At 44.0% G+C, this 14252-nt stretch carries 15 protein-coding genes and 1 pseudogene; 7 read left to right on the top strand and 9 right to left on the bottom strand.

From position 1 onward, the window contains the following. Positions 1-4: 4 nt before the first annotated feature. The gene (locus AB6E85_RS07225) at positions 5-2425 is read left to right on the top strand and encodes an ATP-binding protein (protein ID WP_372142043.1); all 2421 of its coding nucleotides are present in this window, start codon (positions 5-7) and stop codon (positions 2423-2425) included. A 267-nt stretch (positions 2426-2692) separates the two neighbouring features. On the opposite strand, the gene ltrA is transcribed toward AB6E85_RS07225, so the two are convergent. The 3 genes from ltrA to AB6E85_RS07210 form a co-directional block, all read right to left on the bottom strand. Beyond that, positions 2693-4345, bottom strand: coding sequence for a group II intron reverse transcriptase/maturase (gene ltrA, locus AB6E85_RS07220; RefSeq protein ID WP_017071097.1), 1653 nt, complete (start codon positions 4343-4345; stop codon positions 2693-2695). A 1132-nt stretch (positions 4346-5477) separates the two neighbouring features. Then, complete coding sequence (gene groL / locus AB6E85_RS07215) at positions 5478-7124, bottom strand: chaperonin GroEL (RefSeq protein ID WP_102397875.1); 1647 nt, start codon at positions 7122-7124, stop codon at positions 5478-5480. 206 nt (positions 7125-7330) lie between these two features. Next, complete coding sequence (locus tag AB6E85_RS07210; protein ID WP_010433998.1) at positions 7331-7621, bottom strand: co-chaperone GroES; 291 nt, start codon at positions 7619-7621, stop codon at positions 7331-7333. A 218-nt stretch (positions 7622-7839) separates the two neighbouring features. Here AB6E85_RS07210 and AB6E85_RS07205 point away from each other — a divergent pair, with 218 nt between their 5' ends. Beyond that, positions 7840-9189: an MATE family efflux transporter gene (locus AB6E85_RS07205; protein WP_372142040.1), complete on the top strand. Its 1350-nt coding sequence runs from the start codon at positions 7840-7842 to the stop codon at positions 9187-9189. A gap of 62 nt (positions 9190-9251) precedes the next feature. On the opposite strand, the gene AB6E85_RS07200 is transcribed toward AB6E85_RS07205, so the two are convergent. Beyond that, complete coding sequence (locus tag AB6E85_RS07200) at positions 9252-9548, bottom strand: HigA family addiction module antitoxin (RefSeq protein ID WP_017067998.1); 297 nt, start codon at positions 9546-9548, stop codon at positions 9252-9254. Further along, positions 9548-9826, bottom strand: coding sequence for a type II toxin-antitoxin system RelE/ParE family toxin (locus AB6E85_RS07195; protein WP_017067997.1), 279 nt, complete (start codon positions 9824-9826; stop codon positions 9548-9550). The genes AB6E85_RS07200 and AB6E85_RS07195 overlap by 1 nt, the downstream gene beginning before the upstream one ends. A gap of 155 nt (positions 9827-9981) precedes the next feature. On the opposite strand from AB6E85_RS07195, the gene AB6E85_RS07190 reads away from it, so the two are divergent. Further along, the gene (locus AB6E85_RS07190; protein ID WP_372142038.1) at positions 9982-10467 is read left to right on the top strand and encodes a methylated-DNA--[protein]-cysteine S-methyltransferase; all 486 of its coding nucleotides are present in this window, start codon (positions 9982-9984) and stop codon (positions 10465-10467) included. Positions 10468-10574: 107 nt separating this feature from the next. Next, the gene (locus AB6E85_RS07185) at positions 10575-10826 is read left to right on the top strand and encodes a type II toxin-antitoxin system Phd/YefM family antitoxin (protein ID WP_372142037.1); all 252 of its coding nucleotides are present in this window, start codon (positions 10575-10577) and stop codon (positions 10824-10826) included. 36 nt (positions 10827-10862) lie between these two features. Here AB6E85_RS07185 and AB6E85_RS07180 read toward each other — a convergent pair whose 3' ends face one another. From AB6E85_RS07180 to AB6E85_RS07170, 3 genes and pseudogenes are all read right to left on the bottom strand, one after another. After that, positions 10863-11186, bottom strand: a complete 324-nt coding sequence (locus AB6E85_RS07180; protein WP_372083174.1) for a nucleotidyltransferase family protein — start codon at positions 11184-11186, stop codon at positions 10863-10865. 7 nt (positions 11187-11193) lie between these two features. After that, positions 11194-11622: an HI0074 family nucleotidyltransferase substrate-binding subunit gene (locus tag AB6E85_RS07175; protein ID WP_102481904.1), complete on the bottom strand. Its 429-nt coding sequence runs from the start codon at positions 11620-11622 to the stop codon at positions 11194-11196. Positions 11623-11921: 299 nt separating this feature from the next. Continuing rightward, positions 11922-12197: pseudogene (locus AB6E85_RS07170) on the bottom strand (2,3-bisphosphoglycerate-independent phosphoglycerate mutase); the annotation flags it as partial. Between the two features lie 188 nt (positions 12198-12385). Here AB6E85_RS07170 and AB6E85_RS07165 point away from each other — a divergent pair. Next, positions 12386-12583 (top strand): hypothetical protein, encoded by a 198-nt coding sequence (locus AB6E85_RS07165; RefSeq protein WP_371714710.1) that lies wholly within the window; start codon positions 12386-12388, stop codon positions 12581-12583. Between the two features lie 67 nt (positions 12584-12650). On the opposite strand, the gene AB6E85_RS07160 is transcribed toward AB6E85_RS07165, so the two are convergent. Further along, a complete protein-coding gene (locus AB6E85_RS07160; RefSeq protein WP_170962346.1) occupies positions 12651-12809 on the bottom strand; it encodes a hypothetical protein in 159 nt (52 codons plus the stop codon). A gap of 190 nt (positions 12810-12999) precedes the next feature. On the opposite strand from AB6E85_RS07160, the gene AB6E85_RS07155 reads away from it, so the two are divergent. Further along, positions 13000-13239, top strand: a complete 240-nt coding sequence (locus AB6E85_RS07155) for a hypothetical protein (protein WP_372083173.1) — start codon at positions 13000-13002, stop codon at positions 13237-13239. Positions 13240-13387: 148 nt separating this feature from the next. Continuing rightward, a complete protein-coding gene (gene nadS / locus AB6E85_RS07150; protein WP_017067989.1) occupies positions 13388-13672 on the top strand; it encodes a NadS family protein in 285 nt (94 codons plus the stop codon). Positions 13673-14252: the final 580 nt, after the last annotated feature.

Genomic DNA, 14252 nt, shown 5'->3' with positions numbered 1-14252 from the left:
TAGCATGATTAAGGAACCTACGAATAAACAGACCATTAAAGCGATTATTTCGCGTGGTTTTTTGGCTATCGTGTTATTTTTAGGCCTCTATATCTATGTTAGCCATGCTCTGAAGAACAAAGAGCAGGACATGATTAATCTCCAGCTCAGTCTTTCTGAAGCTTATAGCGTTATGCTCTCTGTCAGACGACAAGAGCAGCAGTTTGTTTCCACAAGGCAACCAGAGATTCAAGAACAACTCAATATAAAGCGAAGTCAGCTGATCGAAAAGCTGGCTGAGATCGATGGGAAAATCGTACGAAGCGACCTCAATATTTCTTTTAATTATGCCAAAGTTGTCGAGTATCTCGACGAGTACCACACCGCCTTTACATTATTAGCCCTTGAGTTAGTCAGCATACATGGCAAGAGGGACCAAATTGGGCTCATTGAGAAACTAAAAAATGCAGCGTTGACACTTGAGCGCTTCGTACATGAATCCAATAATGTGCAGCTTGAAGAATTGACTTTAGAAACACAAGATCTCATGTATCAGTTCTTTACCGATTTTGATCAGACAACATTAGATAAGATTGTCGATTCATTGTTCAAAATCCAAGATGAAATAGAACAGAATTCCCGAACGATCAGTGCATTAGCTTCGTTTAATAATTTTAAACGCCACTTTTGGCGATTGCAGCGAGGGTTAAAGAGTGTCGGGTACAGCTCTGATAGCGGCCTCAAAGGAGAACTCACCAGCAGTATTTATCATGTTGAAGATGAGCTCAACTTACTTTTCACCGAAACACCCAAGCAGATCGCAGAGAGCCTGACGCAGATAAAGTCGTACAGCTACTTATCGACAGCCGCATTAGGAGGGGTGACGTTACTGGTGCTGCTTTATGTTGTGTGGCGTGCCAGTCAACTTGAAACTCAATTGATTGTTTCACAAGAGAAAGCACGACAAGCAAACCGCGCAAAAAGTGCCTTTCTTGCCAATATGTCTCATGAGATACGGACACCGCTTAATGGCGTGATTGGTATGTCAGAAATACTGGCAGAAACCAAACTATCCGCAGAACAGAAAGACTGCCTTGGGACTATCTATACCTCTTCTCAAACCTTACTTATGTTGATCAACGATGTTCTCGATCTGTCCAAAATTGAATCGGGTAAACTGGAAATTAATCCACATACGACAGACTTAAGAGAGCTGCTGTTTGATAGCGTGACTCTGATTTCTTCTAAAGCTTATCAAAAGCAGATTAAGTTGGAAGTTGAAATTGATGGCGAGCTCCCAGAGTACATTCATGTTGATGGGAATAAAATTCGCCAAGTGTTGATGAATTTAGCCTCAAATGCGATCAAATTTACAGAACAAGGCTCTATCGTATTCACCGCTAAACGGCTTCCATCATTGGAAACAGAGTGTGTGGTCGAGTTTTCTGTTCGAGATACGGGTATTGGTATCGCAGCAGACCAACAAGAGCACATTTTCAAAGCGTTTTGCCAAGAAGATACCAACATCACCTCCAATATTGCGGGGACCGGATTAGGGCTTAGTATTTCGTCACGTATGGTGGAAATGATGGGAGGCTCGATAAACGTTGAGTCAGAGAAGGACGTGGGCAGTTGCTTTCATTTCCAATTAACCGTAGTGCCATCAGATCATTCTGAACATAAAAATCGTAAACAAACCGTTATCTATTATTCAGATGCGCCATCGAAACTTTTACTCGATGACTTGTTCCGCCTTGGTTACTCACCACAACTAAAATCAATCGAAACAAACTTGGCGGCAACTGACCTCCCAGAGATCGCTTTGATGGAAGATATTAACCAAGCCAAAACACTGCATCGCTTAGCACCAGAGGTGAAAATCATCATAGTGAAAGATAATCTTAGTGATCCTATGAGTGAGTGTCATTTTATCTCAGGCTATGTGACTCTTCCTATGCTCGGTTCCCGCTTAAGTAGCATGTTGAACTCCGTGCTTGAAAGGTCACAGCCACAACCCCCTCAACATCAACCTGAGCCGATAGAAGCGACTGTACGTCAAAAAGTCCTCATAGTTGAAGATAACCGCGTAAATCAGAAGGTGGTATGTATCAATTTAGATAAGTTAGGGATTGAATATTGGGTTGCCAATGATGGACAAGAAGCGATTGATTTATATAAAGAGCATCATCAAGACATCGGCCTTATCTTGATGGACTGCATGATGCCGAATGTAGATGGCTTTGAGGCAACAGAGCGAATCAGGCGCTATGAAGAAAACCTGCAAATTCAGGCAACACATATCCTCGCTTTAACGGCATCCGTGCTCGATGATGATATTAAACGTTGCTTCGAGTGTGGAATGAACGATTATCTTCCAAAACCATTTAAGCGTGACATGATGCTGCAAAAAATTGATGAACAACAGTTTACGCACAAGGCAGGCTGACCAAGGAGCTTTGGAAAAAAGGGTGATGGTGAAGCTGAAATACAGATACGGGATGCGAATAAATAAGGCTTAAGAGCAAAAAAACGGAGACCGAAGTCTCCGTTTTCTAAAGCTTATGTGTGACTTTCTCTGCTATAGAGAAAGGGGGATGATGTAGGGTAGCAGCGACGCATTACTGCGACACCGCCCCCTAAGAACCGTACGTGCGAGTTTCCCCGCATACGGCTCAAGCCTTTATAAGCACCTACCTAAGTAAATGCCAGCAACTCAAACATGTAATTGCCTATGACAATTAATATGCAACATCATAAGATTTTCGCTATTGTCCGAACCACCATCGACTCGTCGAATGATATGGTGAACATCCCATTCATCTTCAGAGGCAAACTGCCGGTGGCATACCGCACACTGGAAACCCTGCCTTTCGGCAATCTTCCAAAGCTTCATGTTACCTGATAAAGATTTCTTCAATCTTCTGATCGTCAAACTTTCAAAATATTGCTCATCTTCTGGTAAGTAACAATTCGTTAATGCCTTAATCTTTACATGCTTGTCGATTTTCACTCTCGATGCGTAAAGCAAACGGTAGTAGCCATCTTCCTCTTTTGGTCTTGGTGCACTGAATACCCAATTCCTATCCCCTACTGACTTAAAGTATTTATCTTTAATCCAGCGTTTTCGGCGATTAGAATGGATACGTCGACACCAACGCCAAAGCATCTTCCAGATTCGGTAATCTACATACTTGAATGTCTCACTAGCACAGATCCAACGATGGTAATTACACCACCCTCTGATCATCGGGTTCAACTTGGCAATGATTGCACTCGCTGGAGCCGTTTTGTGACTATCGAGATAATCTTTTATGTTTTTCAAAAAGACTTTCACATTCTTTTTCGCAGGCTTGATTAACATCTTGCCTTTGTATTTCCGAACGTTCTGCCCTAGGAAATCAAACCCATTCTCTATATGTGTGATTAATGTTTTTTCCTTCGACAGTTCTAACCCACGATCCGCCATAAAGGCTTCAACTATTGGCAGTACTTCTTGCTCTAACAACTCTTTCGAGATGCCAGTGATGACGAAGTCGTCAGCATATCGCACATAGTTAACCTTAGTTTTATAACTAGCTTTGGTGTTTTTCTTCCCGAAATGAGATTCCAGCACCGCATCTAGCCCGTCTAAAGCCATATTCGCAAGTACAGGAGAAATAATTCCTCCTTGCGGTGTACCTGCTTCTGTTGGATTCCAACTTCCAGATTCCATAAATCCGGATTTAAGCCACTTCTTGAGTATCACTTTATCCATAGGGATATTAGCGATTAACCAATCGTGACTAATGAAATCAAAACACCCTTTAATATCCCCCTCTAATACCCATTGGGCACTACTCTTGCGACTGAGGTTTACGAAACATTGTTCAATAGCATCAGCACAATTGCGGTGAGGACGAAATCCATAGCTATGTCTGTCCGCTTTGGTTTCCGATACAGGTTCTAGCGCTAACAGGTGCAGTGCCTGCATTGCTCTATCACGCATGGTCGGTATTCCTAGCGGACGTTCTTTACCATTAGATTTAGGAATGTAAACCCTCCTTAACGGCATTGGCTTGTAGCCTTTACTCGTTAGAGATTGAATAGCATCCCATTTCAAAGTTGGTGTATTCCAAAGTACTTTGTCGACACCTGATGTTTTCTTTCCACGGTTTTCGGTTACCCGTTTTACCGCTATCGCTTTGGCAGAAAAAGAGCGTATTAACATGCGCTGTAGCTTTTTAATTTGCCTGTTATCGCCGTGTTTAGTTGCCTTCGCAATCCGTACTTGTAGCTTCTTTACTCTTTGATGGCATAGCTTCCAATTAATGGTTTGCCAGCTATCGTTCGAGTATGAGAATGCAGGTAGACACTGTGCCTTACTCATCTTGCTTTCCTCATGGTGGATCCCCCATGTGGAGTGAAGATAGATCTCCCCTAAGGGTGAAGTATCATTCACCCTTAGGGGGACAAGTATCAACCAGCGAACGAAGTTCGCTAGTCATCCTTCGGCTTTACAAGCCTTCTTACGATTAAAGACCTAATGGAAGTCTGCACTCTTTCGAGTTGAGGCAAAGTCTGAACCTCTATCTTGGCGATTACAGCCAAGCATTCGCTTTATCCATCGCTCCCATACCCACTCATCCAACAGCTCCCCTTACGGGTTACCTGCCTCGAGGGCGAATAATTGGGCTTACCAAGTTCCTGTATTTGTACAATTAGTTACTTAGGTTCTACCTATTCAACGGTGGCACAACAGTAGCGTAATCCCAGATGTAAAAGGAATAACCTGTCCACATACCTTTTGGTCAGAGCGCCTTGCAGTAATCAACCTAGATTGATTGCTACAAACAAAGACATTTCGCTCGTCGCGGCTGACGTTGTTTATCAGTAGTTCACATACGTTAACCTTATAACCAAGCCTAGCCTCTCAATCGGTCGTCATTACCGATATCTGTATTATTTGCTCGCGCAAACGACACACCTTTTCAGGGAGTACATTGTCAGGAAGCTTCGCACCAATCCGTTACCAGATTCGCACTATCCCTAGGCTACTACTTGCTACAAAGTAGGTCTTATCACTCAAACTGTTGTTGAGAGTAAGACAATACAAACACAAGCTTCAGTCAATTGACTGTTGAAGCACCTCTTCTTGTTCTGTCAGTGAGGAGTACTCACTTTCAGCTAAGAAGCCAAGAGCTGCAGTTTATGAGGGCATGCCAAACCATTGGCATGTCGGTCCCATGTCTTTCCTTTTTAAAGGCAGTTTCCTGCGCGTTGGTGCCAAAGATTATTACTTTGAATGCACATCGGCATAGTTAACTAAGAGGCAGCACGCTGCCTCTGACATATTTCCGTTTCGAAGACCCTTTCGGGCATGGAGGTTGGGTGAGAGGAACTCTAGGCAGAGCGTTATCATTACATCCTCGGAGTTGATAACTAGGGCGGTTATATCCAACGATATTTCCGCCCACCTCAGTACATTATCCTGAGGAACAGTCAATGCGACCCTTGTCGCACTACATCATGCCGCCCATGCCACCCATACCGCCCATGCCACCCATATCAGGCATTGCAGGGCCAGAATCTTGTGGCTTATCAGTGATCATCGCTTCTGTTGTGATCATAAGACCAGCAACTGACGCTGCGAACTGAAGTGCAGAGCGAGTTACCTTAGTTGGATCTAGGATACCCATTGCAATCATGTCGCCGTATTCGCCAGTCGCCGCGTTGTAACCGTAGTTACCTTCGCCAGCACGAACGTTGTTAGCAACAACAGACTCTTCATCACCTGCGTTCTTCGTGATTTGACGGATAGGCGATTCCATTGCACGTAGTGCAACACGGATACCGACGTTTTGCTCTTCGTTGTCGCCTTCAAGGCCAGCAACTTTAGATGCAGCGCGGATAAGTGCAACACCACCACCAGCAACCACACCTTCTTCAACGGCAGCGCGAGTTGCGTGAAGTGCATCTTCAACGCGGTCTTTCTTCTCTTTCATCTCAACTTCAGTTGCAGCGCCTACTTTGATTACTGCAACACCGCCAGCTAGCTTAGCTACGCGCTCTTGAAGTTTCTCTTTGTCGTAGTCAGACGTTGCATCTTCGATTTGTTGACGGATTTGAGAAACGCGACCTTGGATCATTGTTTCTTCGCCCGCGCCATCGATGATGGTTGAGTTTTCTTTAGTGATAGTTACACGCTTAGCTTGACCTAGGTCTTCTAGCGTTACTTTCTCTAGGTCTAGGCCGATCTCTTCAGAGATAACCGTACCGCCCGTTAGGATAGCGATATCTTGTAGCATAGACTTACGACGGTCACCGAAACCAGGCGCTTTAACAGCAGCCACTTTAACGATGCCACGCATGTTGTTCACAACTAGAGTTGCAAGCGCTTCGCCTTCTACATCTTCAGCGATGATAAGAAGTGGACGAGATGCCTTAGCAACTGCTTCTAGAGTCGGAAGAAGTTCACGGATGTTCGAAACTTTCTTGTCGATAAGAAGAATGAATGGGCTTTCTAGATCAACAGAACCCGCTTCTTGGTTGTTGATGAAGTAAGGAGATAGGTAACCACGGTCGAACTGCATACCTTCAACTACGTCTAGCTCGTCTTGTAGAGCCTGACCTTCTTCAACCGTGATTACGCCATCACGACCTACTTTTTCCATCGCTTCAGCAATGATGTTACCTACTGTCGAATCAGAGTTCGCAGAGATAGTACCTACTTGCGCGATAGCTTTTGTATCTGCACATGGAACAGAAAGGCCTTTTAGCTCTTCAACTGCAGCGATAACTGCTTTGTCGATACCGCGCTTAAGATCCATTGGGTTCATGCCAGCAGCAACGGCTTTTAAGCCTTCAGTGATGATTGCTTGAGCAAGAACTGTTGCTGTAGTCGTACCGTCGCCCGCCGCGTCATTCGCTTGCGAAGCCACTTCTTTAACCATTTGCGCGCCCATGTTTTGGAACTTGTCTTCAAGTTCGATTTCACGTGCAACTGAAACACCATCTTTAGTGATAGTCGGTGCGCCAAATGATTTGTCTAAAACAACGTTACGGCCTTTAGGACCTAGTGTTACTTTTACTGCGTCAGCCAGAACGTTTACACCTTCTAGCATTTTAATACGTGCGTCATTACCAAATTTAACGTCTTTAGCAGCCATCTTAATTTCCTTTCAAATTCTTTGTTTCGGGGCGTCTCAGCGTTATCGCGTCATTCTGAACAGTGAGGGACGAACGTGATTCAGAATCTACTCAAATCGCACTCTGTTTAGATTCCAGATAATTCGTTCCTCATTTCTGGAATGACGATATGAATCATCCAATACTGGCTCTGATAACTTTTACTGAGAGTTAAATGAAAAATAGATTACTCGACGATCGCCATGATGTCGTTTTCAGACATAATCAGAACTTCTTTGCCGTCGATTTTTTCAGTTTTCGTGCCGTAACCTTCAGCAAAGATAACGGTATCGCCAACTTTTACGTCCAACGGTTGCACTGAACCGTTTTCTAGAATGCGGCCTTTGCCAACAGCTAGAATGATACCGCGAGTCGATTTTTCTGCGGCAGAACCAGTTAGAACGATGCCACCAGCAGATTTAGATTCAACTTCTTGGCGCTCAACGATAACTCGGTCATGTAGAGGACGGATATTCATCGGTCTTATCTCCTGATAATTTCCATTTAAATTTTGATAGTTGCCACGATTAGCGTGGGTCAAACAATATGTTGGGGGCGATGTGAAAGATCCCAAGGGGGGAACGAAAAAATTGTGAGCTAAAGTGCAGATTCTCACCCCTCATCTTTCCCTGCTTTTCGTTTACTCGTATCCCGCATCTGTTTATCCTACGCTTTTGGTTTCTATCGGCGTTTTGCATGCAAGATAAGCACGGGCTATTAACTGCCCCAATTGAGAGTACATTGCGTACCATGACCATACCGACCATATTCGGTATGGTGGCGATCTTGATGTTTAACTTGGTCGATACCTTCTTTATCTCACTGCTCGGCACACAAGCACTTGCAGCAGTGAGCTTTACCTTTCCAGTTACCTTTGCGATTAACTGCATCACCATGGGGATTGGCATTGGCTTATCGACATGTATCGGTCGATTGCTTGGCCAAGGCAGCGCACAAAATGCAGCACGCTTTACCTGTCATGGCTTATTGCTGGCTCTGCTTCTGGTCGGCTGCGCGTCTACATTAGGTATTATCGCCTTAGAACCACTGTTTACCCTGCTAGGAGCAAAGCAAGAGTTGTTGCCGCTGATATCGGAATACATGTCTGTGTGGTATCTCGCGATCCCATTTTTGGTCATCCCCATGGCAGGCAACAGCGCCATTCGTGCCAGCGGCGATACTAAAACACCCGCCAAGATTATGCTACTGGCTGGCCTTATCAATGGCGTTTTAGATCCGCTACTTATCTTCGGGTATGGGCCTTTTCCTGAACTGGGGATTCAAGGCGCTGCGATTGCCAGTGGTTTCAGTTGGTTTGGTGCGTTGTGTGGCTCACTCTACGTATTGATGGTGCGAGAAAAACTGCTTGCGCCGCCTAAGCTGACAAACATCGTCAGTGACTGGCGACAGATCTTAAAAATAGGCACCCCAGCGGCTTTGTCTAACGCTCTGAACCCACTTGCCGGCGCTATCATCATGATGATGCTGGCCAAACAAGGGACTGAAGCCGTGGCGGCGTATGGCGCAGCGCAACGTATCGAGTCCATTCTTATCATTGTGTTGATGTCTCTTACTTCGGCGCTTACGCCTTTCATGGCGCAGAACTTTGGCGCAAACAACCCTCAGCGCAGTTTTAAGGCACTGTTTCTGAGTATGCGTTTTGCTGTGATGTTCCAAGGTTTGATTTTCTTAATGATGGTGCCGTTGAGCATTCCTTTGGCTGCCCTGTTCTCTCAAGAAGAATCCGTCCGAGGCATATTGTGGCATTACCTGTTAGTCGTGCCCTTTAGCTATGGATTCCAAGGCATTGTGATGATGTTGATCAGTGGGATGAATGCCATGCATCAACCACTCAAAGCCTTTCAATGGAGCTTCATGCGTTTGTTTGTCTTTACCTTGCCATTCGCTTGGATAGGCAGCCAAATTGATGGTGTCGAAGGGCTGTTTATAGGCTTAGCCTTGGGGAACATTGTCGGCGGTATTTCAGGGTACTTGTTTGCGCTTCGTGTGAGGGCTAAAGCAGATGCGGGATACGAAGAGGGATAGTACAAACCAAAAACTGAAAGACAAACGCTGACTACGCAGCGCTTAGTCCATCTTCGTTATATTTATGTCGCTAGAGCAAAGTTGATCGTATTTACCTTCGCTAGATTAACGTTCTGTTTTGCTTGCCACAGATCATAGTGATCCTGCATTGTTAACCAACTCTCCGGGGTTCTACCCAGTGACTTAGAAAGACGTAAAGCCATTTCAGGAGAAACTGCACTTTGGCCTTTAAGAACACGATTCAGCGTAGAAGGGGATACATCAAGCTGCTTTGCAACAAAACGACAGCTATAACCAAACGGTTCCATATATAGGTCATAAATAAACTCACCTGGGTGAGGAGGGTTGTGCATACTCATTAGTGATAATCCTCATAATTTAAAATATAGGCATTACCATCAATAAATTCGAAAGTAATACGCCAATTACCATTTACTGTGATTGACCAAATACCATCTCTATCCCCTTTTAATGGGTGAAGCTTAAAGCCAGGTAGATCAACATCATCAATAATGGTTGCAGTATCTATAGCTGCCAACTGCATCCTAAGCTTACGCTCATGCTTAGCTTGAATACCGGCTTTACTGCCAGTCTCAAAAAACTTTTTGAGACCTTTATGCTTGAATGTTTTAATCATACAGAGAGTGTAGCGTGTTGCGCATCATGAATCAAATTTCAAGCGACTTAAGAGCAGATGCGAGATTCGGGTAAACGGGATGCGAAGAGCCTCAAAAACAGATACGAGATTCGAAGAGCTTGAGAGCAGAAGAAGACTAAAAGAAGGAAGATGACATGGAAGACACCACTTACAAAATGCTTTATGACGCACCAATTGGCAAGATGATCATTGTGAGCAATGGTGTGTCGCTTATTGAAATTGACCATGTAAATCACGAAGAGCTAATGACTAGCAATCCAGATGACCTTTGCCAACTGGCAGCGAAACAGTTAGATGAGTACTTTGCAGGTCAACGAATAGAATTCGATTTGCCATTAAGAGCGATAAAAGGCACTGACTTTCAAAAAGCAGCTTGGCAGGCTTTAACCACTATTCCTTATGGCGAAACCATCAGTTACGGTGAGCAAGCAAAGAGAATGGACAACCCAAAAGCCGTAAGAGCTGTGGGTGGTGCGAACGGCAAGAACCCATTTAGTATTGTTGTTCCCTGCCATAGAGTCATCGGCGCGAATGGGACATTAACCGGCTACACCGGCGGCATGAACCGCAAGGAATGGTTGTTGGATTTTGAACGTTCGGTTATAGATCAAACGCAATAATTTGTCTCACTAGAGCAAAAATATAAACGTTTCGCCATCAAGAAGCGCCATTATCACCAGACAACATATAGTCTATATTTAAAATTTCATATGAAGAGGTAATGATAATGTCCACTGAAACGATAGGTTACTTAAAAAAGCACGCAGCCAACCTCGATTTATCTGAACCTATGACCATTACTCAAAATGGTAAGCCCGCTTATACGATTGAATCTTATGACGATAGAAAGCATAGAGAAGAAGCTATAGCGCTAATGAAACTATTATCGTTTTCTATTGATGATGCAAAACATGGCCGAGTCAATTCAGGTACTCAGGTTCGAGATAAACTGGCAAAGCGTAAACAATCGGTTCAATAATCAACATCATCGATACGCTAATAAAAATACGCTCGATTATTTGAGTTTAATCCCATAGGTGTCAATATGGGCAAGTAGCTCATTCGATGTAATTTTATGCTTAACGAGCAAGTCAACCTTGAATGGAAGTGACGATTGTTCTAAACGATCTTGCAAGCCTGCGACAACACTTAACGAAATACCGTCCCCCTCGATAACAATATCGATGTCAGAGTTATCTTTATAAGTTCCAAGGGCTCTAGAACCAAACACCCAGGCATGAATGACTGAAGCATGGTTCAAAACAACATCCTCAATCAGCTGATATTGATGAGGCTTAAGGCCGACAGAGCCTGGGCTAACCAAATAACTATCGTTCACATTTAACCTATTGATCACATTTACTCTCTTGATCACATTTAAGCTTTAAATAGAGTGTGACTTGCCCTATCACTGGTGAAAATGACTCTAAGATCAGTGACTGAGCTTCAAGGACATTTTCCTCATCATAGGTGTGAGACAATAAATTTCGTTTTATGAGTGCTTCAAGCATGATCTCACACTGCTCCGAAGATAGGTGCTTAGCTTCTAAGGCTGTACGAAAAACGCTCCTCGGCGAAGCCACATCAAACCCTTCAAACTCAAGTAAGTCTTTAAGGGTCTTCCATGTAAGCTCAAAAGAAAATTCAAAAGTTTGTACTAACCCAGCAAGCTCTAACTCATTGTAGCTATCTTGTGAGCACGCTCTCTCAAGCCTTTGCTGCGCTTTCATTAAGTTTTGCAGTCTTTGCTTCCAACGGTCTGGGTTTGAGTTCATATAAACAGCCTAGGGATAAGGTAAAAGACAAGTATAGTATGAGCCTTAAGCTACCTAATCATTCAAGAAATGTCACTCTTTCGATATATATCAAGGCCGTTCTTTTTGTCTTTTGTTTAAGGTAGTGTCCTTCTGTTCTTCCCTACCTGTATATCCTGCATATTTTTCTCACCCAACACCTGCCCTTAAAGCTCTTCGATACTCGATTATCCGCATCCCGCATCTATAAAAAAGCCCGCACTTTGAAGTGCGGGCTTTCAAAATCGTTACAGCTCAACGTGAACCGCTGAGCCAAACCATTACTTAACGATCACGTCACCTGACATTTCAGCTGGGATATCAATACCAGACAGAAAAAGCATCGTTGGTGCTAAGTCAGACAGCTTACCGCCTTCTTTGAACTCAACGTCTTTGCTGCCCACGTAGATAAGTGGAACAGGTAGGTTAGTGTGCGCTGTGTGGATGCCGCCCGCTTCTGGGTTTACCATCATTTCCGCGTTACCGTGGCCAGCAGTGATAAGCAGTTGGCCATCGGCTTCTTTAATTGCTTCAACCACTTTGCCAAGACATTCATCTCATAGGCCCAACGTTGAATAAACTAATAGCAACAAGCAAATCAAAACTAAAGACTCGTGTGGGGTAAAACTTGCGCCGTTAAGCCGCTATGCTAATCTCATTTTGTTAGGTGGTTACTCGGCCCTCAGGTAACCTTCAGTGAAAATCGAGCGTTGGTGATAGGCGCTTACATCAAGAGGACGGCATCATGTTAGCTCCAATTCTCAGTGCGTTGTTAATGACGATTCCCTTTATCGCGGTCAGTGATAAGGTTCCTTCTTGGCTCAATGTCACCGGCTGGGCGTTGATCGTATTGATGCTGTTGCTAGGCTGGGCAACATTAAAAGCCGATAACATCATCGCTTGGTGTGAAAAGCAACGGGATAACGACCGCCCGACTCGTTAACACGAAGGCTTACCTTTTACTCACATTAACGTATCGAAAGCCGCCGCCTTAAAACGGCGCATTTTCGCTAGGGCTTGTCTTTCACGTCTTGTATTTTCTTCTCTTCAGCAGCATCGGGACGTCTTGAACACACCTCTTCAAATTGATTTAACGTCGTTTCATCGATCGCGCCTGATTGGTGTAAATCATTGACGGTCTCACTCACTGTCTTCAATACATCGCTCATCTCATCCTCACTTTGATGCTCACAACCTTTGCTTTTGTCCTCTGAGCTTAACAGAAACGATACCAAAACGAACTCATAAGATCAGTCGCAACTGGCAAAGTGAATCAGCGCTTTTCAACGTTAAGTAAACCTTAACTTAAAGACTCAAGTTTGCGACAGAACCGGGGATTCGCAAGAATACGGCGTTGATATGTGTCTTAATCAAAACTTGCAAAAAAGTAATCCATTGGCTTACACGTCATTTATGCATACAATCGTTGAATTACCCGAATACAAGAAACGAGTTGAAAAGCTCCTTTCTGAGGAAGAGAACAAGCAAATCATTAATTATCTAGCAGAGCACCCGAAAGCCGGTGTGTTAATGCAAGGGACAGGTGGAATTCGTAAGCTCAGGTGGGCAAAAGAGGGCAGTGGTAAAGTGGTGGTGTAAGAGTTATCTATTACTACCATAGTGAAGAAATACCATTATTTATGCTTTCTCTCTTTGGCAAAGACGAGAAAGCTAACTTATCTAAAGCTGAATGTAATGTTCTTAATAAACTAACCAAAATACTTGCAGACAGTTACGGGAGGCAATCATGACTAATGCATTTGAAAGTATCCAGCAAGGTCTAATGGAAGCCATTGAATTCGCAGATGGCGAAAACAAAGAGGCTACAGTTCACAAGTTTGACTCTGTTGACGTTAAAGCGGTGCGTAATAATGTAGCAATGACTCAGACTGAGTTTGCATCTACATTTGGTATCAGTCTAGGTACATTACGTCACTGGGAGCGTGGAGATAGAACACCAAGAGGTCCTGCTTTAGTGTTACTGAATGTACTTGCGAAAGATCCCCAAGCAGTAATCAGAGCTCTTGCTTGAACTACTACACCTCTAAAGGAGTGTTAATTCCTATCGCTCTACCATTAGAATAGAATCGGCTTACATTGTCTCTTATAGGCGTTTAACGTGTTGGTCGTCCCTACCACCAAAAGATTTATGCTGGTGACCTTAACCCCTCAAGTGGAAGCGGGTACACCTAAAATGCAATGAGATTAAATGCAATGCATTGCAATGCAATGTGACATCACACATAAAACACAGATAACGGCTTGACGTCACCACTGAACATTGGCTAACTTTATAAAAACAGCCGTACACGGTTGTCTTTAAACTCAATATTGCCATGTTCTGGCACTAAGCGAGATAAGTATTGCGGTCTCGCTTCAACCTCGCCATTAAGGTACTGCCTTATAAATAACGGGAAATGGCCGTCCCCTTTACACTCAACTGCACCATGATCGCACCTCTTTGTGCGTCATGCAGTGTCACTCGCGAGACCTTCATACTCTCGCTCACTAACTGGCGACACCGCTTGTATTGCTGTGTTGCAGTGCTGCTGATTGTTACTCAGCGCTGAGATGGGATTGCCCATCAAGGACCTGACAACCTCACGCGCAGA

The sequence above is a fragment of the Vibrio sp. 10N.247.311.51 genome (assembly GCF_041467855.1).
GTDB lineage: Bacteria > Pseudomonadota > Gammaproteobacteria > Enterobacterales > Vibrionaceae > Vibrio > Vibrio coralliirubri.
This window is presented reverse-complemented; position numbering and strand designations above follow the sequence as displayed.